Here is an 18,405-nt window from a genome sequence, read left to right as displayed (position 1 = left end):
GCACAGCCCATTCGCGACCAGCCTTCGACCGAAGGAGCCCTTCCGTGACCTTCACCGGACATGACACGCTCAAGACCCGCCGTCAGCTGACGGTCGACGGGAAGAGCTATGATTATTTCAGCCTCGAGGCCGCCCAAGCCCAGCTCGGCGACGTCGCCCGCCTGCCCTTCTCGCTGAAGGTGCTGCTGGAGAACCTGCTGCGCTTCGAGGATGACCGATCGGTCACGGTCGATGACGTCAAGGCGATGGCGCAGTGGCTGAAGGACCGCCGGTCCGACCGCGAGATCGCCTACCGCCCGGCCCGCGTGCTGATGCAGGACTTCACCGGCGTGCCGGCGGTGGTGGACCTCGCGGCGATGCGCCAGGCGATGGTCGCGCTGGGCGGCGACCCGCAGCGGATCAACCCGCTCTCGGCCGTCGACCTCGTGATCGACCACTCGGTCATGGTCGACGCCTTCGGCACCCCGAACGCCTTCCAGCAGAATGTCGACCTGGAGTTCGAGCGCAACCACGAGCGCTACGCCTTCCTGCGCTGGGGCCAGACTGCCTTCGACAATTTCCGCGTCGTGCCGCCTGGCACCGGCATCTGCCACCAGGTCAACCTGGAGTACCTGGCCCAGACCGTGTGGGTGGAGAAGGACCGCAACACCGGCAACCAGGTCGCCTATCCCGACACGCTGGTCGGCACCGACAGCCACACCACCATGGTCAACGGCCTGGCCGTGCTGGGCTGGGGCGTCGGCGGCATCGAGGCCGAGGCGGCGATGCTGGGCCAGCCGGTGTCGATGCTGATCCCCGAGGTGATCGGCTTCAAGATCACCGGCAAGCTGCGCGAGGGCATGACCGCCACCGACCTGGTGCTGACGGTCACCCAGATGCTGCGCAAGAAGGGCGTGGTCGGCAAGTTCGTCGAATTCTACGGCGAAGGCCTGGACCACATGTCGCTGGCCGATCGTGCCACGATCGGCAACATGGCGCCGGAATACGGCGCCACCTGCGGCTTCTTCCCGATCGATGCCGAGACGCTGCGCTATCTCGAATTCTCCGGCCGCGACCCGCACCGGGTGCGGCTGGTCGAGGCCTATGCCAAGGCCCAGGGCATGTGGCGCGATGCCAATTCGCCGGAGCCGGTCTACACCGACAGCCTGTCGCTCGACCTCGGCGACGTCGAGCCGTCGCTGGCCGGCCCGAAGCGGCCGCAGGACCGGGTCGCCCTGTCCCAGGCCGCCGTCGCCTTCAACAAGCTGCTGGCCGATGCCGGCACCGCCGCGAACCCGACCAAGGTCGATGGCATGGACCACAGCCTCGACCAGGGCGACGTGGTGATCGCGGCGATCACCAGCTGCACCAACACCTCGAACCCGTCGGTGATGGTCGCGGCCGGCCTGGTCGCCCGCAAGGCGCGGGAGAAGGGCCTGACCCGCAAGCCCTGGGTCAAGACCTCGCTCGCCCCCGGCAGCCAGGTGGTGACGGAGTACCTGACCGCGGCCGGCCTGAACGTCGACCTCGACGCCATCGGCTTCAACACCGTCGGCTATGGCTGCACCACCTGCATCGGCAATTCCGGGCCGCTGCCGGACGAGATCGCCGCCGCGGTCGAGAAGGGCAACTTGAACGTCTCGGCGGTGCTCTCCGGCAACCGCAACTTCGAGGGCCGCATCAGCCCGCATGTGCGGTCGAACTACCTGGCCTCGCCGCCGCTGGTGGTGGCCTACGCCCTGCTCGGCTCGATCGCCAAGGACATCACCACGGAATCCCTGGGCACCGGCAGCGACGGCCAGCCGGTCTATCTCAAGGACATCTGGCCGACCGGTCGCGAGATCGCCGAGACGATCGCGCAGTGCCTGACGCCGGAGATGTTCCGCAGCCGCTACGCCAATGTGTTCGAGGGCCCGCAGGAGTGGCGGAGCATCGAGACGGCGGAGAGCGAGACCTACAACTGGAACCCTGGGTCGACCTACGTCCAGTACCCGCCCTTCTTCACCGGCATGAAGAAGGAGCCGGAGCCGCTGACCGATGTGCGTGGCGCCCGCCTGCTGGCCGTGCTGGCCGACAGCGTCACCACCGACCACATCTCCCCGGCCGGATCGATCAAGAAGGACAGCCCGGCGGGCGACTACCTGCTGGAGCACCAGGTCCGTCCGCTCGACTTCAACAGCTACGGCGCCCGACGCGGCAACCATGAAGTGATGATGCGCGGCACCTTCGCCAACATCCGCATCAAGAACGAGCTGGTGCCGGGCGTCGAGGGCGGTTTCACCAAGCACCAGCCCTCGGGCGAGATGCTGCCGATCTACGACGCCTCGATGCGCTACCAGGCCGAGGGCGTGCCGCTGGTGATCATCGCCGGCAAGGAGTACGGCACCGGCTCCAGCCGCGACTGGGCGGCGAAGGGCACCCGCCTGCTCGGCGTCAAGGCGGTGGTGGCGGAGAGCTTCGAGCGCATCCACCGCTCGAACCTGGTCGGCATGGGCGTGCTGCCGCTGCAGTTCACCGGCGGCACCACCCGAGCGGATCTGAAGCTCGACGGCACCGAGCATTTCGACATCCTCGGCATCGCCGAGGGGCTGAAGCCGCGCCAGGAGATGGTGCTGACCATCACCCGGGCCGACGGCAGCCGCCAGGACGTGACCCTGCTCAGCCGCATCGATACGCTGGACGAGCTGGAATACTTCAAGAACGGCGGCATCCTGCAGTATGTGCTGCGCAGCATGGTGAAGGACGCGGCCTAAGCCGCTTTACTGCCTGAACCTTTGGAAGAGCCCGGCGCGAGCCGGGCTTTTCTGCTTCTCAGGGCCGGCATGACGGCGGCAGCGACGATCCGGCGCAGCTGGTGACTATGAGGGAACCGATCCGCCGCTCGATCCTTGATGGGCGGTGGCGACGGTGAGGCCGGGACTCGTTTCCGGCGGAATAGGCGTCGCCATCCGGACGTCCTGGGAAGGTCACCGGGTAGCGCAACAGCAACGAGGGGGCCGGATGCCCATCAATGAGATCGGCGCGGCGGCGCTGTCGACGCCGAACCAGGTTCTCGAAGTCACCGCGGCGATCGTGGCCGCGCATCTGCGCGGGACCGAGACCAAAGCCGCGCATGTGCCGGACATCATCCGGCAGGTCTATGATGCCCTGACCGAGCTGGTCGAGGGCTCCGGGGCGGAGCAGGCGCCTCGTCCCGTGGCCGATGCAGCCCCCCGCCGCGAGATCGCCGAACCGCCGGTGGGTGCCGCCGCGCTGCCCTGGCGCGAGACCACGGCCCTGCGCGGTATGCGCGCCGGCACTCGGATCGGCGAGACCCCGCGCGAGCGCTTCCGCTCACGGTCGCGCTGACGCGGGATCGCCGCAGCATTCCGAACAAAAAGGGCGGCATCCGTCTCGGATGCCGCCCTTTTGTTTCAGCCGTCGATGCGGACCGTCAGGAGACCTGCAGGTTCGCCGCCGACTCCCGGCCGTCACGGCCTCGCGCCAGCTCGAACGTGACCTGCTGCCCTTCGTTCAGGGACCGCAGCCCGGCCGCTTCCACCGCCGAGATATGGACGAACACGTCCTTGCCGCCGTTGTCCGGCTGAATGAACCCGAAGCCCTTGGTGGTGTTGAACCACTTCACGGTACCAGTCGCCATACGTCTACACTCCATAGGCGGCCGAAGCCGCCGTCGTTCACGGCCGAATGAGGTCCCGGCCGGTCGGCCAAGTGAGCCGAAGCCAGTCACATAGGCAGCCTTTTAGCCGTCGCCTAGTCACCCGATGCGGATTCGACCGAAACTTGCGCGCGCGAGCCGTGCGGCGGCTCAAGCCGCAACCGGTTGGAATATCGACATATGTGGTTCGGCACGTTCATCGACGTATTCATTTGAATACGTCGAGACGGGTCGCTAGCTTCCGGCGCGAATGGTGACGGAGGATTCCATGCGCCGGCTGACCGCTGCCCTGATCCTATGCGCGCTGCTGGCGGGGCCCGCCGCGGCGGCGGATCCGGCCGTGACCCTGTACGGCGCCGGCAGCCTGCGCGGCGCCATGCTGCGGATCGTCGAGGCCTTTCACGAGTCCGGCGGCGCCGAGGTTACGGCGAGCTTCGGCCCCTCCGGCACGATGCGGGAGAAGATCGAGGCCGGCGACAAGGTCGACATCTTCACTTCGGCCGACACCGGCCATCCCCAAAGGCTGAACCAGGAGGGGCTGGGCGGACCGCTGGTGGTCTTTGCCCGCAACCGGCTGTGCGCCATCGCCGCGCCGAAGGTCGGGCTGACCGCGGACAATGTGCTGGACCGCGCCCTCGACCCGGCGGTCAGGCTCGGCACCTCGACGCCGAAGAGCGACCCGTCCGGCGACTACACCTGGGCGATGTTCCGCAAGGCCGAGGCGATCCGCCCGGGCGCCTTTGCCGCGCTGGACAGGAAGGCGCTGCAACTGGTCGGCGCGCCCGACAGCGCGCTGAAGCTGGGCCTGCCCGAGGACGCCAACGCCGCCGCCTGGCTGATCGAGCACGACAAGGCCGACATGTTCCTCGGCTACTGCACCAGCGGCAAGGCGGCGCAGGCGGCGAGACCCGATCTCGTGGTGGTGCCGCTGCCGAAGGGGCTGGCGGTCGGCGCCGCCTACGGGCTGACGGTGCTGAAGGACGCCCCGTCGGAGGCCTATCGCCTGGCGCTGTTCATCCTGTCCCCGGCCGGCCAGGCGATCCTGGCGGAATCAGGTTTCGACGCGCCAACGATTCCCTGAACCTTCGCCCTCGCCGATTCTGGTTTCGGATTCGACTCGCCGAACCTTCGGCGGCTGATCTCAAGATTCACCTGTGACAAATTTGAATCTCCGGATAGGAGATTCTCAGAGACCAATTTTTTGGGCAGATTCCATTTCGAATCTCTCAACAGCAAGCCTGCTGCGGCATATGGATTTTGAAACGATCATTCACAAAATATCAATGACCTTATCGTTTGATTTCACACTGAACTCTGCGTGTAGACACAGAGGAAATCTTGTGATGATTCATGCAACGGTCATGATTTTGAGTATTATGCCTATGGGCATAAGGTTTCCAGCATACAGGAGTAATCAATCATGCCAAATCTGATCGTGGGAGGACTGGGCGACGACATCCTTGTCGGCGGCACAGGTGACGATCTGATCATCGATCCCTGGGGCAATGACCGGATCAACGGCGACCTGGGCAACGACACCATCCTGGCCGGCGTGGGCAACGATGTCGCCAAGGGCGGCAGCGGTGACGACAATGTCGACGGCGGCTCCGGCAACGACATCGTCCGCGGTGACGCCGGCAACGACACCCTCACGGGCAATCTCGGCGACGACACCGTCCGTGGCGGCGCCGGGGTCGACCACATCAACGGCGACCAGGGCAACGACTACGTCTATGGCGAAGACGGTGACGACTTCGTCTTCGGCGGCCAGAACATCGACCATGTCTATGGCGGCGCCGGCAACGACCACGTCTTCGGCAGCGAGGGCAACGACGCCGTCTATGGCGGCATCGGCAACGACGTCCTCGCCGGCGACAACGGCCGCGACACGGCGCGCACCGATGTCGGCGAAGGCAACGACAAGCTCTATGGGGATTCCGGCAACGACACCCTCATCAGCGGTGACGGCAGGGACTATCTCACCGGCGGCGCCGGCGACGACACCTTCCTGTTCCGCTTCCACGACCCGAAGTTCGGCTCGATCCAGGGCTACAGCAGCATCACCGACTTCGATGCGGCGCAGGACAAGTTCTCCTTCGACGCGGTCGGCATCGGTACCGACGGCGCCGGCGCGAACTTCGTCAACAACGCCAGCGGCGGGTCGGGCAGCGCGGTGGACAGCTTCTACAGCGGTGCCGCGTCGGGCGCCGATGGCGAGCATGCGGTCGTGATCACCGACCAGGGCTTCGCCTCCGGCTCGGCCGCCGCCAGCGCGATCACCGGCGAGACCGCCGGCGACATCATCGCCTACTACGACAGCAAGACCGGCACGGCGAACCTGGCCTATGTCACCTCGGCCAACCACGCCGACACCTTCGCCCACCTGACGGATGTCCACAGCGTGGCCGATCTGGCGGCGCTGGGGCTGACCCAGTCGGACTTCACCTTCGTCTGATCTGGCGTCTGATCCGGACGTCCGGACAGAATCGCGCCCCGCTGCCTGCAGCGGGGCGCTTCTTTCTAGCGGCTAGCCCTGGGCCGCGAGCTTGTCCTGGGTCCGGGTCTCGAAGTCGCCGGCGTCGTGGCGCTCGTGCAGCTGCTCCGACGGCTCGCCGAACAGGCGGTTGACGATGCGGCCGCGCTTCACCGCCGGCCGGGCGTCGATCGCCTTGGCCCAACGCTGCACGTGCTGGTAGCTCTGCACGTCGAGGAACTCGGCCGCGCCATAGGCCCGGCCCAGGGCCAGGCCGCCGAACCAGGGCCAGTTCGCCATGTCGGCGATGGTGTATTGGTCGCCGGCGACGTATTCGGTCTCCGCCAGGCGCCGGTCGAGCACGTCGAGCAGGCGCTTGGCCTCCATGGCGTAGCGGTTGATGGCGTATTCGATCTTGGTCGGGGCGTAGGCGTAGAAATGGCCGAAGCCGCCGCCGAGGAAGGGCGCACTGCCCATCTGCCAGAACAGCCAGGACAGGGTTTCGGCGCGGGCCGGGCCGGAGGCCGGCAGGAAGGCCCCGAACTTCTCGGCGAGATGCACCAGGATGGCGCCGGATTCGAAGATCCGGATCGGGGTCGGGCCGCTGCGGTCGACCAGCGCCGGGATCTTGGAGTTCGGGTTGATCTCGACGAAGCCGCTGCCGAACTGGTCGCCGTCGCCGATCCGGATCGGCCAAGCGTCGTATTCGGCGCCGCTATGGCCGGCGGCCAGCAGCTCCTCGAACATGATCGTGACCTTCTGGCCGTTCGGCGTCGCCAGCGAATGGAGCTGGAACGGATGGCGGCCGACCGGCAGCGCCTTGTCATGCGTCGCCCCGGCGATCGGGCGGTTGATGTTGGCGAACTGGCCGCCGCTCGCCGTGTCCCAGGTCCAGACCTTCGGCGGCACGTATTCGGAGGAGTTGCTCATGCTCTTGGCTCCCGGTGGGGCTGAGAGGGGAATCGCGGCGTTCGACAGAGCCTCGACCCTAGACCTCGATCGCCGTGGAATGAAGCGATTCCGTTGCCATCGCGTTCATGGTCTGGGTTTGTTCCGTTCGCAGGGCGACGGCGGCGCCCGGTCGGCGGCGGTGTAGCGCAGCAGCAGGCGCTGCAGCCGGCCGCGGCTGCCATCGGCGGAGAAGTCGACCGCGGTCAGCGCCACCTGGGCCGAGGGGAAGCGCCACAGCCGGGTCACCAGGCCGGATTGGACGACGCAGCTCTCGGCCGGCGGCCCCAGCCGGGCGTACAGGTCGTTGACGAAGGATTGCAGCTCGTCCGGGCCGGGGATCGGCGAGCGCCGTTCGAACAGGATCTGGACCAGCCGGTCGTCCTGGCGCGCCAGCTCCGGCACCAGGTCGAAGGCGATGCCGCCGACCACCACGCTCTGCACCATGCGCTCGGCATAGAGCGGCCCGAAATCCCAGGGCGGCGACAGCGGCACGGCCTGCGGCAGGGCGGATTCGACCTGCTGCGCGGTCATGCCCCAGGTCAGGTTCTCCCAGCCGCGGATGTCGGTCTCCGCGGCACGGGCGGGAAATGCGAGGAGACTCCAGGCCAGGGCCGGCGCGAGAGCCAGGCCGAGGCCCCTCATCCCCGATGCACGATGTGCGGCCGCGGCCCGTCGAGGCGCGGCCAGCGGATGAAGGCGATGGCCCAGATCACGACCACCGCGACCGGAGGCACCAGCAGCAGGATCGACCACAGCGGCGTCACCCGCGCCTTGACCAGGGCATAGGCGGCGAAGCTCATCAGCATCACGATGTAGATGCCGATGACGAGGTTGGTGCCCCAATGCGGCAGCATCGTCATCCAGCCCGGGCCGTAGATCGTCGACAGGACCTCGAGGATGTCGCTCACCGCTTGCCCTCCGCCGCGGCGATCGCCGGCCAGCGCCGGAACAGCAGCACCGCGAAGACCAGCACGATGCCGATGCTCGGGGCCAGGGCCAGCAGGGCCCAAGCCCGCGACAGGCCGGCCCGCTTCAGGATCAGCACGAAGGCCGGCAGCGTGAGCAGCGACAGCAGCAGGTTCTTGCCGGCCGGGCTGTAGATGAATTCGACGAGGGTCATGGCTTGAGCGGACGCCCCCCGGGGATCAGTGCGCGGCGGTCGCCGCCGGGGCGGCAGCGCGGGCCGAGGCGCGCTGGCGCACGCTGTCCGACTTCAGCTGGCCGCAGGCGGCCAGGATGTCGCTGCCGCGCGGCGTCCGGATCGGGCTGGCGTAGCCGGCCTCCATCAGGATGTCGGCGAAGCGCTCGATCGCCTCCGGCGTCGAGCATTCGAACGGCGCGCCCGGCCAGGGGTTGAAGGGGATCAGGTTCATCTTCGCCGGGATGCCCTTGAGGATGCGCACCAGCTGGCGGGCATCGGCCGGGGTGTCGTTGACGTCCTTCAGCATCACATATTCGAAGGTGATGCGGCGGGCGTTGTTGACGCCGGGATACTCGCGGCAGGCGTCCAGCAGCTCCTTGACCGGGTACTTCTTGTTGATCGGCACGATCTGGTCGCGCAGCTCGTCCGTCACCGCATGCAGCGACACCGCCAGGTTGACGCCCAGCTCCTCGCCGCAGCGCTTCATCATCGGCACCACGCCGGCGGTCGACAGGGTGATGCGGCGGCGCGAGAGGGCGATGCCCTCCGGGTCCATCACCAGCTTCAGCGCGCGCTTGACGTTCTCGAAATTGAACAGCGGCTCGCCCATGCCCATCATGACGATGTTGGTGAGCTGGCGGTCGTCCCCTTCCCGCCCCCAGTCTTCCAGGATGTCGCGGGCCAGCATGACCTGGCTGACGATCTCCGACGCCTCGAGGTTGCGCACCAAGCGCTGGGTGCCGGTGTGGCAGAACTTGCAGGTCAGGGTGCAGCCGACCTGGGAGGAGACACAGAGCGTGCCGCGATCCTCCTCCGGGATGTGCACCGATTCGATCTCCCGCCCGTCTGCCATCCGGGCCAGCCACTTGCGGGTGCCGTCGAAGGATTGCTGCTGCCGCACCACCTGCAGCCGGTCGAGGACGAAGCCGTCCGCCAGCTTGGCGCGCAGGCCCTTGGCCATGTCGCTCATCGCCTGGAAGTCGGTGGCGCCGCGCTTGTACATCCAGCCGAACAGCTGGCGCGCGCGGAACGCCGGCTCGCCCATGCCGGCCAGCGTCTCCGCCAGCTCGGCACGGTCGAGCCCGACCAGGTTGATGCGGCCGTCGGCGCGGGGCGCGGGCGGCGCGAAGGTGGTGGCGTGCGTTTCGATACTCATGGGACCTCCGGCGGACCCTGAAAGCCGGGCTTTCAAATGGCGACGGCCCCTCCCGTTGGGAAGGGGCCGCGGGATTGTAAAGGGAAGTGCGGTCAGGCGCCGCAGGCTTTGTTGATCTCGCCCAGCGCCGCCGAGATGCCGGCGAGGGAGAAGGTGTAGTTGGTGCCGGTGCCGCGCGAGGAGGTGGCCTTGACCGTCAGGGTCGAGCCGGCCTTCATCGCGTTGACCAGCGCGTCGTCCGCCGCGGCGTCGCGCGACCAGGCGGTGTTGCCGTCGGTGAACAGCTGGAAGTTCCTGCCGCCGATCGTGGCGGTGACGTCGGCGCCCTGTTTCAGCGTGTAGCCGACCTGCAGGCTAACCACGTTCTTCTGCTTCTCCGCCGGCCGGTTGGTGACCAGGATGAAGACGTCGCCATGGCGGACATTGGCGGGCTCGGACTTGGTCGGCTTGCTGGCGATGTAGCAGGCCTTGCCGCCGTTCTCGCTGAACTGGAAGGCGTGCCAGTCGCGGCTGGAGGAGATGTACTGCACGTTCTGCGCCGAGGCCGTGCCGGGCAGGGCGACACCGGCTGCCATGGCGAGACCGACCACGGCGCCGAGGACAAATTTGCGAGGACGGGTTCTCAGCATAGTGCCACTCTGATTCGGGGTTGCAAGGCTGGACGACGCGGCCCGATGCGACCCCACGACATACATGGATTTGCGCGCGACGGGAACCACCCGAACGCATACCGCGTTGTTAATCGCGCATCCTACCCGCTGGCGGCCGCGCGCGGACTCCTCCCCACCCACTCCCGCAAGAGGAGGGGGAGAGTGAAGGCTGCGCGGCTGGTGATCGGCAGGGATGGCCGGCCACGGCAGCGCTCAGCCGCTGCCGTCGGGCTTGAGCTCCCAGGGCGGGCGGTCGATCCGCTGCTTGAGCTTGCTGTCCCACCAGTAGGGCGCGCCGTCCGGCTTGCCGTCCTTGGCGTTCTGGAGAATGCAGTACCGCCACCATTCGGGATTGTACGGCGGGGCGGGCAGCGGCTCGTCTTGCGCCTTCCGCGTCCGGCCGCCATCCGGCCGCGCCGGCTCATCCGGCAGGATGATCTTCGGGTCGATGCCGATGTCGCGGCAGAGGCGGAGGACGATCTCCTCGATCGGGTGCCCGGCCAGGGCGAGGACGGCGTCGATCTCGGTCTCGAACAGCCGCTTCCACATCGCGCTCGAATACAGCCCGACGCCCGACGGCGGCATCCGGGGCGTGGCCTTGATGGCGCCGATGACGGCACCGGCCACCTGCCGCCGCCGCCGGTCCTTCGCCTCGGCCCGGGCCCTGGCACCGGCCTCGGTTCTGTCCGCCATCTCCTGCCGCTCGCGGGCGAGATGGGCCTTGAGCGCCAGGGTGTGGCGGACGCCGCGGGCGACGCGGTCGAGCGAGAGCTCGAGGTCCCGGACCGTGGCGGCGTCGCCGGCCTTGATCGCGGCAAGGGAGGCGGCATGCATGGCCTCGGCGCGCTCCATCGCCATCTCGGCCAGCCGGTCGAGCATGCGCGCCGCCTGCTCGGCATCGGCCCGATCGGGGGCCGGTGCGGCTGGCTGCGGGGTGGAGACGAAGTGCGCTTTCTTCATAGAACATATCATGAACAAAAATCGCAGGCGAGCGCAATGAACATTGTGTTAACCGGCGAATTCTCAGGGAATCCGCGGCGTTCCGAGAGCGATGGAACAACGGCCCGGACGCGCAGCGCGCCCGGGCCGAGGACATCAGAGCACGAAATCCGCCGCGGTCAGGGCGTGGTGGGAGTAGACCGTGATGATCGAGTCCGGGCTCTTGTCGCCCGTGGTGTCGAGATAGACACCCAGGCGGCCGAAGCCGAAATCGACCACCCGCAGCTCGCCCGCAACGCCGGTGAAGCCGCCGGTGCCGAAGATGAAGGCGCCGCCCGAGCCGTTGGCGTCGATCGCCGACAGGTCGATCCTGTCGCCGGTGGCGAAGTCCGCGATCGTGTCCTTGCCCGACGCGGCCACGGTGCTGTCGGCGATGCTGTTGTAGACGAAGGTGTCGGTGCCGGCGCCGCCCTTCAGGAAATCGGCCCCGGCCGCGCCGGCGATCACGTCGTTGCCGGCGCCGCCCCAGAGGGTGTTGTTGCCGGCGTTGCCGCCGAGATTGTCGGCGAAGTCGGATCCGATGACCTGCTCGATCCCGGTCAGCGTGTCGCCCTCGGCGTCGCCGCCGAAGCCCGTGCCGGCCGGGAGGCTGATGGTCACAGCCTCGGCCGAACCGAAATAGGCGGCGGTGTCGATGCCCGCGCCGCCTGTGATGGCGTCGGCCCCGGCGCCGCCCACGATGAAGTCGTTGCCATCACCGCCGTCGACCTGGTCGATGCCGGCACCGGCGGTGACGGCGTCGTTGCCGGCCTCGCCGAAGATGGCGTCGTTGCCGGTGCCGGCATCGATCGAATCCGCGCCGACGCCGCCATGGATGGTGTCGACGCCATCGCCGCCGACGAGCCGGTCGTTGCCGTCGCCGCCGGAGAGATTGTCGTCGCCCGCCTCGCCCGAGAGGCTGTCGTCGCCGCCATTGCCCGCGAGGATATCGTTGCCGAGCTCGCCGCCGATGATGTTGCGGGCGTCGTTGCCGGTCAGCTGGTCGTCATGGCTGGAGCCGTAGAGGTTCTCGATGCTGGTCAGGACATCGCCCGCGGCGTCGCCGCCGGAGGTCGCGCCGGTCAGCAGGTTGACCGACACCGCCGCCGTCGAGCCCTGGTAATTGGCGAAGTCCGAGCCGTCGCCGCCGTTGAGAGCGTCGCCCGCGGCCCCGCCGCGGAGCGTGTCGCCGCCGTCGCCGCCGCTCAGCGCATTGGCACCGGCGGCGCCGTACAGGTGATCGGCGAAGGCCGAACCGACGAGGTTCTCGATTTCGGTCAGAGTGTCGCCCTGGGCGTCGCCGCCCGCGCCGGTGCCGAGGGCCAGGCTGACGGTCACCCCGGCCGCCGAGCCCCCATAGCCCGCCGTGTCGGTGTCCGCGCCGCCGCGGAGGTCGTCGCCCCCCGCACCGCCTTCGAGCGTGTCGTTGGCGTTGCCGCCGAAGAGGTTGTCGTCCCCCGCGCCGCCGCGGAGCGCGTCGTCGCCACTGGCGCCGCTCAGCAAATTGGCGCCGGCGTCGCCCGTCAGGATGTCGTTGAAGGACGAGCCGTTGACGTTCTCGATGCCCGTCAGCGTGTCGCCCTGGGAGTCGCCGCCCGTGCCGGTGCCGAGGGCCAGGTTGACGGTCACGCCGACCGCCGAGAACTCGTAAAAGACCTCGTCGATGCCCGCGCCGCCGTCGATGGCGTCGGCGCCGCCCTCGCCGCTGATCAGGTCGTCGGCGTTGCCGCCCTGGAGGAGGTCGTCCCCCGCGCCGCCGCGAAGCAGGTCGCTGCCGTCGCCGCCGGCCAGCCAATTGGGGCCGGCGTCCCCGGTCAAGGCGTCGCCGAAGGCCGAGCCGGCGAGGTTCTCGATGAACTCCAGCGTGTCGCCCTGGGCATCGCCGCCCACGCCGGTGCCGGTGGCCAGGTTGACGGCCACTCCGGCCGCCGAGAATTGGTAAAAGGCCATGTCGATGCCCAGGCCGCCGTTGAGTTCGTCGGCGCCGCTATAGCCATTGATCAGGTCGTCGCCGCTGCCGCCCTGGAGGACGTCGTCCCCCTCGTTGCCGAGGAGCGTGTCGATGCCGTCGCCGCCCTGCAGCAGATCGTCGCCGCCGAAGCCGACCAAGGTATCATTGCCGCCCCGGCCGTCGATGATGTCGACGCCATCGGGGTTGGCTGGATCGCCCGGATTGGAGCCGCCCAATTCGTCGTCGCCGTTCCCGCCGTTCAAGAACTGCGTCATCACAGCCTCCTGGACCGGTCGCGCGGTCGATCTGGTTCGGTGCTGTCCGGAATGGTCACCGTCCCGGTCTCCATCGTCGTCCCATCGGGTGCTGCCATTCCTCCGGGCACCCCCGGCGGCTCCTCACGACAATGGCCGCAGTCCAGATGTCATATCCGCTGACGACAGATCGTGTTTTGCCTGCAATCTCAAAGCGACATGCAAGTCGTCTCAATATCTCCGATCATTCTTCCCCAATGCCCGCAATCAGAGTGGAAGCAACGCGGACTGCACCCCTGGGGTGTGCCTGGATTGCATCCCTGGACTGAGGCAGAAGAATTGGGATGACATGGGCGAACGGCGGCTGAATGCCCGACAAGCCCATGACTCCCATCCGCAGTCTTCCGGCATCGCTGAAGCAGGCGGCGATGACCTTGAGCAGCACCCCGCAAGGCGCCACCACCGTCGACCGGCTCTGCCTGCTCAGTCGCGCGCCGGCCATGACAAGGCCGGGCACCTTACGGCGCCCGGCCCAGAGAGTGTTACAGCACGAAATCCGCTGCCGTCAGGGCGTGGTCGGCATAGACGGTGATGATCGCATCCACGGTCTTGTCGCCGGTGGTCTCGAGATAGACGCCCTGGCGGCCGTCGCCGAAATCCACCACCCGCAGCTGCCCGGCGCCGGCAGTGAAGTTGCCGGTGCCGAAGGTGAAGGCGGTGTCGCCATTGGCCTCGTTGCCGTCGGCGTCGATGCCGGAAAGGTCGATCTTGTCGCCGGCCGCGAAGTCCGAGATCACGTCCTTGCCGGCCGGCGCCACCGTGCTGTCGCCGATCGCGGTGTAGACGAAGCTGTCGTTGCCGGCGCCGCCCTTGAGCGTGTCGGCCCCGGCCCCGCCGGTGAGGACATCGTCGCCGGCGCCGCCCCAGAGGCCGTTGTTACCGCCGTCGCCGCTCAGCGTGTCATTGGCGTTGGATCCGATCAGCTGCTCGATGCCGGTCAGGGTGTCGCCCTGGGCGTCGCCGCCGGTGCCGGTGCCGACGGCGAGGTCGACCGTCACCCCGGCCCGGCTGGCGGTGTAGGACGCGACGTCGATGCCGGCGCCGCCGGTCAGGGCATCGGCCCCGGCCGCACCCTGGAGCTTGTCGTCGCCGTCGCCGCCATCGATCTGGTCGTCGCCAGTGCCGCCCCACAGCGAGTCGATGCCGGCCCCGCCGGAGACGATGTCGTCCTCGCTGCCGGCGTCGATGGAATCGGTGCCGGCGCCGCCGTTGATGGTGTCGGCCCCGGCGCCGCCATGCAGGATGTTGGCGGCGTCGCTGCCGGTGAGCTGGTCCGCATTGCCGGAACCGATGAGGTTCTCGATCCCGGTCAGCGTGTCGCCCGCAGCGTCGCCGCCGGAGGCGGTGGCGGCCTGCAGGTTGACCGTGACCCCGGCCGCCGAGTCCCCATAGCCCGCCGTGTCGGTGCCGGCGCCGCCGATCAGGGTGTCGGCGCCGCCGGCGCCCCTCATGCCGTCATCGCCGTCACTGCCGTTGATGACATTGGCGCCGGCGCTGCCGACCAGGCTGTCGTTGAAGGTGGTGCCGGTGACGTTCTCGATGCTGGTCAGGGTGTCGCCCACGGCCTGGCCGCCGGTGGCACCGGTCGCCAGGTTGATGGACACGGCTTCGAACTGACCTTCGAGAGTGTAGTCGACGGTGTCGTTGCCGTTGCCGCCGTTCAGGGCATCGGCGCCATAGTCCGCACCGGGCCCGGCGCCGCTGCCCCCGGTCAGGACATCGTCGCCGTCCCCGCCGTTGAGCGTGTCGTTGGCGAGGAAGCCATGGAGCCGATTCGCCCCGGCGTCTCCTGTCAGCGTGTCGTTGAATTGGGAGCCGACCAAATTCTCGATGCCGGTGAACGTGTCGCCCGCGGCGCCGCCGCCGACGGCGCCGGTCGCCAGGTTGACCGTGACGGCGGCGTCGTCGTCGTAGCGGATCTGGTCGATGCCGGCGCCGCCGGTGAGGGCATCGGCGCCGGCGCCCCCGATCAGGACGTCGTCGCCGTCGCCGCCGACCAGGTCATCGGCGCCTTCATTGCCGGTGAGGCTGTTCGCGCCGGCGTCGCCGGTCAGCGTGTCGGCCTCGGCGGTGCCGATGACGTTCTCGATCCCGGTGAAGGTGTCGCCGGCCGCGTTGCCGCCGCTGCCGAGGCCGGTCGCAAGGTTGACCGTGACCCCCCCGGTCGAGGTCTCGGGCGAAAAGTCGACAGTGTCGATCCCGGCTCCGCCGTCGACGGCATCGGATCCTTGACCGCCGGTCAGGATATCATTGCCATCATCGCCGAAGACCGAGTCATTCCCGGCTCCGGCCCAGATGGTGTCGTTCCCGGCCAGACCATGAATCGTGTCGGCGTCAGCGGTGCCGCCGTTGACACCCGTGAGATCGTCGTTGCCTGCGGTGCCGTTGATAACAGCCATTGTTCCCTCCTAGGGCGCAAATCCCAAACCAAGGATGTATTAAGAAAAGTTCTGTTTCAGGAAAGTTGCCAGAAGAATCTAATGAGTCCTAATGATTCAGTTTAAATAAAATTATGACCGACATAGAAAATAAATACCGAAAATCTCAATGAAATATGATTTCAAGCCCTGGGTTTCATTGTTTCTAGCTGTTATAAATAGGAATTTGATCGGATATATTCTCAACGTCTCCCGCCAAATGCTTCGATTCTGCTGGGCAACGATCCGCGACATCGGCACACGCGATCGGTGCGATGCGGCGCATCCCTTTGGAGCCGGCGTGCCTGGACAGCCCGGCGGAGCCAGGCGGCACAAGTCGGCAATCGATTGCCGGATAGTGGCAACGTTACCGCGCTTTGCAACAGCTTTTTCCCGGGTCTAATGGAATGGCTTTCGCTCCGGCGTATCGGCCCCCGGTTGCTCGCGACGGCACGTCGCCGCGGGACGGCATGGCCGGCGGCAAAACGGGAAAGATCGCGCAGGATCATGGGCAGGCGGCCCCGGGACAGTCAGACGTTCGGACCGATCATGCGCGATGTCGCGCGGCTAGCCGGCGTCGCGACCTCGACGGTCAGCCGCGCCCTGGCCAATCCCGGCCGGGTCAACGAGACGACGCGCTGCCGGATCGTCGCGGCGGTCGAGCAGCTCGGCTACGTCCCCAACGCCGCCGCCCGGAACCTGCGGGTCGGCACGTCCAACATCGTCATGGCCATCCTGTCGGAGCCGGCGATCGCCAACGGCGCCTCGCAGATCGTCCCCGAGGTGCTGCAGAGCGTCGCCTCCACCCTCTCGGACAACGGCTTCAGCCTGCTGATCGCCGGCCGCAACCGATCGGCGGCGGCGGAACGGCACATTCCCGACCTGGCGGTCGGCGGCATCGTCCGCGGCGCCATCCTGATCGGCGCCGCGGAGCTGCCGCCGCATGGCCAGCGGTCGCTCGCCAATGCCGGCATCCCGATCGTGTCGGTGCTGCAGGACCGCAGCGCCGCCGGGATCCCGAGCGTGATCGCCGACGACCGCAAGGCCATGCGCGCGGCGGTGCTGCACCTGATCGGCCTGGGCCACCGGTCGTTCTTCTATATCGCCGGGCCGGACGGCAGCTATCACGAGGCCGAGCGGTTCGGCGGGCTGGCCGAGGCGCTGGCGGCGGCCGGCCTGCCCGACCGGGCGGTGGTCCGGCACGGCGGCGGCCATGCGTTCCAGGACGGCTTCCCGAGCGGCGTCGACGCCGCCCGGGCCTATCTGGCGCTGACGCCGCGCCCGACCGCGGCGGCCGCCTGCTGGGACGACGCCGCGATCGCCTTCATGAGCACGGTGCGGTCGCAGGGCCTGGCCGTGCCCCGCGACCTGTCCGTCCTGGGCTTCGACGGCGTCCCGGTCGGCGCCTTCTGCGAGCCGCCCTTGGCCACGCTGCGGCAGCCGACGGCGCGCCTCGGGGCCAAGGCCGCGGAGATCCTGCTGCAGCTGCTGGACGGCGACGCCGCAGATCCGCCGCTCAAGACGACGCTGCCGAACCAGCTGCTGCTGCGGGCCAGCACGGCCGCCCCGAAGCGCGCCGGCCGCAAGGTCGCCAAGTCGCTTTGACGGGGCCGGCCATGGCCCTGCCGCATCGCAGACATCGTTCGCAGGGTCAGATCGCCCCGGTGCCGCGCCAGCCGACCAGCGCGCCCTCGTCCTCCAAGAGGTGCAGGCGCTGGGCCGCGACCCGGCCGAACTCCAGCACCAGCGCCTTGCGCCGGGGCGGCGGCAGGCGGTGTTCCGGCGGCGGCCGCAGCAGCACCGCGTCGAAGCCGTCGGCGACGATCAGGCCGCAATCCGGGCCGATCAGCTCCTGCGGGAAATCCTCCGGCACGGCGAAGCAGAAGCGGTCGCAATAGGCGGCGTAGTTCGGCCATTTCCGGTCGCCGCGGAAATCGGCGATCGAGACCTTGACCTCGACCAGGGTGATGCCGCCCGCCCCGTCGAGCGCCAGGATGTCGGCGCGGCGGCCGTCGGGCAGCCCGAACTCCGGCAGGCTGGCCTGGCCGGCGGCGGCGAACCAGCGGCGGACCCCGCGCGTGACCTGCGCCGTCTGCAGCCGGGCCAGGGAGTCCAGGTTGCTTCTTTGTTCCATGCGGGGCCATCCTAGACTCCGTCGGGGCCAATCGCCAAGGGAGAAGGATCGGTCTTGAAATAGTCAGAATTTTGCCATGCCCCTCCCTGAATCTGTCGGGACAATGGGTGTTACCTATGACACAGTTACAAAAGCCGGAATGATTTATTCAATTACGGGTCCTTCGGGGGATTCAGTTCGCTTTCCGGTAGCGGGGCGATCTGCTTCTCGATCAGTATACGCCGGTATATAAAGTCGGCTTCGGGCGGTGGCGCCTGGGGGCGCCGACGAGGGGAAAAAAGATTATGGCGAAGACCGAATCGACACCGCCGAGCGCCGCCCGCCAGGCCATGAGGTCGGTCAGGCCCTGGTTCCTGGTGGCGGCGGGATTCAGCTTCGTCCTCAACCTCCTGGTGATGGTGTCGCCGCTCTATTCGTACCAGCTGTTCGACCGGGTGCTGGGCAGCGCCCATGTCGAGACGCTGGTGTTCCTGACGCTGGTCGCCGGCTTCGCCTTCATCATCCTGGGCTGGCTCGACGGTCTGCGCTCGGCCCTGCTGGCCCGGATCGGCACCCGGTTCGAGCGCCAGCTCGCCGGCACGCTGGTCGAGACCGGGGTGAACG

Annotated in this window: 16 protein-coding genes and 1 pseudogene; 6 read left to right on the top strand and 11 right to left on the bottom strand. The window is 68.1% G+C overall.

The features are described from left to right. Positions 1-44: 44 nt before the first annotated feature. Together acnA and ACTOWL_RS11355 are read left to right on the top strand one after the other, a co-directional pair. A complete protein-coding gene (gene acnA / locus ACTOWL_RS11360) occupies positions 45-2,732 on the top strand; it encodes an aconitate hydratase AcnA (RefSeq protein ID WP_441321337.1) in 2,688 nt (895 codons plus the stop codon). A gap of 247 nt (positions 2,733-2,979) precedes the next feature. Continuing rightward, on the top strand, positions 2,980-3,327 hold the full coding sequence (locus ACTOWL_RS11355) for a MucR family transcriptional regulator (RefSeq protein ID WP_441321336.1): 348 nt from the start codon (positions 2,980-2,982) through the stop codon (positions 3,325-3,327). Between the two features lie 85 nt (positions 3,328-3,412). Here the strand turns inward: ACTOWL_RS11355 and ACTOWL_RS11350 are convergent, their stop codons facing one another. Continuing rightward, complete coding sequence (locus ACTOWL_RS11350) at positions 3,413-3,619, bottom strand: cold-shock protein (protein ID WP_138887178.1); 207 nt, start codon at positions 3,617-3,619, stop codon at positions 3,413-3,415. A 286-nt stretch (positions 3,620-3,905) separates the two neighbouring features. On the opposite strand from ACTOWL_RS11350, the gene ACTOWL_RS11345 reads away from it, so the two are divergent. Beyond that, positions 3,906-4,718 (top strand): molybdate ABC transporter substrate-binding protein, encoded by an 813-nt coding sequence (locus tag ACTOWL_RS11345; protein WP_441321335.1) that lies wholly within the window; start codon positions 3,906-3,908, stop codon positions 4,716-4,718. Between the two features lie 339 nt (positions 4,719-5,057). After that, a complete protein-coding gene (locus tag ACTOWL_RS11340) occupies positions 5,058-6,092 on the top strand; it encodes a calcium-binding protein (RefSeq protein WP_441321334.1) in 1,035 nt (344 codons plus the stop codon). A 72-nt stretch (positions 6,093-6,164) separates the two neighbouring features. Here the strand turns inward: ACTOWL_RS11340 and yghU are convergent, their stop codons facing one another. From yghU to ACTOWL_RS11295, 9 genes are all read right to left on the bottom strand, one after another. Beyond that, the gene (gene yghU, locus ACTOWL_RS11335; protein ID WP_441321333.1) at positions 6,165-7,040 is read right to left on the bottom strand and encodes a glutathione-dependent disulfide-bond oxidoreductase; all 876 of its coding nucleotides are present in this window, start codon (positions 7,038-7,040) and stop codon (positions 6,165-6,167) included. A 105-nt stretch (positions 7,041-7,145) separates the two neighbouring features. After that, the gene (locus tag ACTOWL_RS11330; protein WP_441321332.1) at positions 7,146-7,703 is read right to left on the bottom strand and encodes a hypothetical protein; all 558 of its coding nucleotides are present in this window, start codon (positions 7,701-7,703) and stop codon (positions 7,146-7,148) included. After that, entirely contained in the window at positions 7,700-7,969 is a 270-nt protein-coding gene (locus tag ACTOWL_RS11325; protein ID WP_441321331.1) for a hypothetical protein, read from the bottom strand. Before ACTOWL_RS11325 ends, ACTOWL_RS11330 begins: the two co-directional genes overlap by 4 nt. Beyond that, entirely contained in the window at positions 7,966-8,181 is a 216-nt protein-coding gene (locus ACTOWL_RS11320) for a hypothetical protein (RefSeq protein ID WP_441321330.1), read from the bottom strand. Before ACTOWL_RS11320 ends, ACTOWL_RS11325 begins: the two co-directional genes overlap by 4 nt. A gap of 25 nt (positions 8,182-8,206) precedes the next feature. Then, positions 8,207-9,358, bottom strand: coding sequence for a 23S rRNA (adenine(2503)-C(2))-methyltransferase RlmN (gene rlmN / locus ACTOWL_RS11315; protein ID WP_441321329.1), 1,152 nt, complete (start codon positions 9,356-9,358; stop codon positions 8,207-8,209). A 92-nt stretch (positions 9,359-9,450) separates the two neighbouring features. Continuing rightward, positions 9,451-9,933: an invasion associated locus B family protein gene (locus tag ACTOWL_RS11310; protein ID WP_441321328.1), complete on the bottom strand. Its 483-nt coding sequence runs from the start codon at positions 9,931-9,933 to the stop codon at positions 9,451-9,453. Positions 9,934-10,221: 288 nt separating this feature from the next. Then, positions 10,222-10,968: a hypothetical protein gene (locus tag ACTOWL_RS11305; RefSeq protein ID WP_441321327.1), complete on the bottom strand. Its 747-nt coding sequence runs from the start codon at positions 10,966-10,968 to the stop codon at positions 10,222-10,224. Between the two features lie 135 nt (positions 10,969-11,103). Next, a complete protein-coding gene (locus tag ACTOWL_RS11300; protein ID WP_441321326.1) occupies positions 11,104-13,212 on the bottom strand; it encodes a calcium-binding protein in 2,109 nt (702 codons plus the stop codon). 521 nt (positions 13,213-13,733) lie between these two features. Then, positions 13,734-15,650: a beta strand repeat-containing protein gene (locus ACTOWL_RS11295; RefSeq protein ID WP_441321325.1), complete on the bottom strand. Its 1,917-nt coding sequence runs from the start codon at positions 15,648-15,650 to the stop codon at positions 13,734-13,736. A 567-nt stretch (positions 15,651-16,217) separates the two neighbouring features. On the opposite strand from ACTOWL_RS11295, the gene ACTOWL_RS11290 reads away from it, so the two are divergent. Next, positions 16,218-17,273, top strand: a complete 1,056-nt coding sequence (locus ACTOWL_RS11290; RefSeq protein ID WP_441321324.1) for a LacI family DNA-binding transcriptional regulator — start codon at positions 16,218-16,220, stop codon at positions 17,271-17,273. 46 nt (positions 17,274-17,319) lie between these two features. On the opposite strand, the gene ACTOWL_RS11285 is transcribed toward ACTOWL_RS11290, so the two are convergent. Beyond that, positions 17,320-17,802 carry an MmcB family DNA repair protein gene (locus ACTOWL_RS11285; protein ID WP_441321323.1) on the bottom strand — a complete coding sequence of 161 codons (483 nt, stop codon included), beginning with the start codon at positions 17,800-17,802 and terminating at the stop codon, positions 17,320-17,322. 284 nt (positions 17,803-18,086) lie between these two features. On the opposite strand from ACTOWL_RS11285, the pseudogene ACTOWL_RS11280 reads away from it, so the two are divergent. After that, a pseudogene (locus ACTOWL_RS11280) lies at positions 18,087-18,405 on the top strand (hypothetical protein); the annotation flags it as partial.

This window comes from Inquilinus sp. CA228 (assembly GCF_052078665.1).
In the GTDB taxonomy this organism is placed as follows: domain Bacteria; phylum Pseudomonadota; class Alphaproteobacteria; order DSM-16000; family Inquilinaceae; genus Inquilinus.
This window is presented reverse-complemented; position numbering and strand designations above follow the sequence as displayed.

What these genes read in the sequence shown, in the direction of transcription:
- rlmN (WP_441321329.1), bottom strand. Translation starts at nt 9,358, where the DNA reads ATGAGTATCGAAACGCACGCCACCACCTTCGCGCCGCCCGCGCCCCGC.
- yghU (WP_441321333.1), bottom strand. Translation starts at nt 7,040, where the DNA reads ATGAGCAACTCCTCCGAATACGTGCCGCCGAAGGTCTGGACCTGGGAC.
- ACTOWL_RS11290 (WP_441321324.1), top strand. Translation starts at nt 16,218, where the DNA reads ATGCGCGATGTCGCGCGGCTAGCCGGCGTCGCGACCTCGACGGTCAGC.
- ACTOWL_RS11300 (WP_441321326.1), bottom strand. Translation starts at nt 13,212, where the DNA reads ATGACGCAGTTCTTGAACGGCGGGAACGGCGACGACGAATTGGGCGGC.
- ACTOWL_RS11340 (WP_441321334.1), top strand. Translation starts at nt 5,058, where the DNA reads ATGCCAAATCTGATCGTGGGAGGACTGGGCGACGACATCCTTGTCGGC.
- ACTOWL_RS11305 (WP_441321327.1), bottom strand. Translation starts at nt 10,968, where the DNA reads ATGAAGAAAGCGCACTTCGTCTCCACCCCGCAGCCAGCCGCACCGGCC.
- ACTOWL_RS11320 (WP_441321330.1), bottom strand. Translation starts at nt 8,181, where the DNA reads ATGACCCTCGTCGAATTCATCTACAGCCCGGCCGGCAAGAACCTGCTG.
- ACTOWL_RS11355 (WP_441321336.1), top strand. Translation starts at nt 2,980, where the DNA reads ATGCCCATCAATGAGATCGGCGCGGCGGCGCTGTCGACGCCGAACCAG.
- ACTOWL_RS11345 (WP_441321335.1), top strand. Translation starts at nt 3,906, where the DNA reads ATGCGCCGGCTGACCGCTGCCCTGATCCTATGCGCGCTGCTGGCGGGG.
- ACTOWL_RS11285 (WP_441321323.1), bottom strand. Translation starts at nt 17,802, where the DNA reads ATGGAACAAAGAAGCAACCTGGACTCCCTGGCCCGGCTGCAGACGGCG.
- ACTOWL_RS11330 (WP_441321332.1), bottom strand. Translation starts at nt 7,703, where the DNA reads ATGAGGGGCCTCGGCCTGGCTCTCGCGCCGGCCCTGGCCTGGAGTCTC.
- ACTOWL_RS11295 (WP_441321325.1), bottom strand. Translation starts at nt 15,650, where the DNA reads ATGGCTGTTATCAACGGCACCGCAGGCAACGACGATCTCACGGGTGTC.
- ACTOWL_RS11350 (WP_138887178.1), bottom strand. Translation starts at nt 3,619, where the DNA reads ATGGCGACTGGTACCGTGAAGTGGTTCAACACCACCAAGGGCTTCGGG.
- ACTOWL_RS11310 (WP_441321328.1), bottom strand. Translation starts at nt 9,933, where the DNA reads ATGGCAGCCGGTGTCGCCCTGCCCGGCACGGCCTCGGCGCAGAACGTG.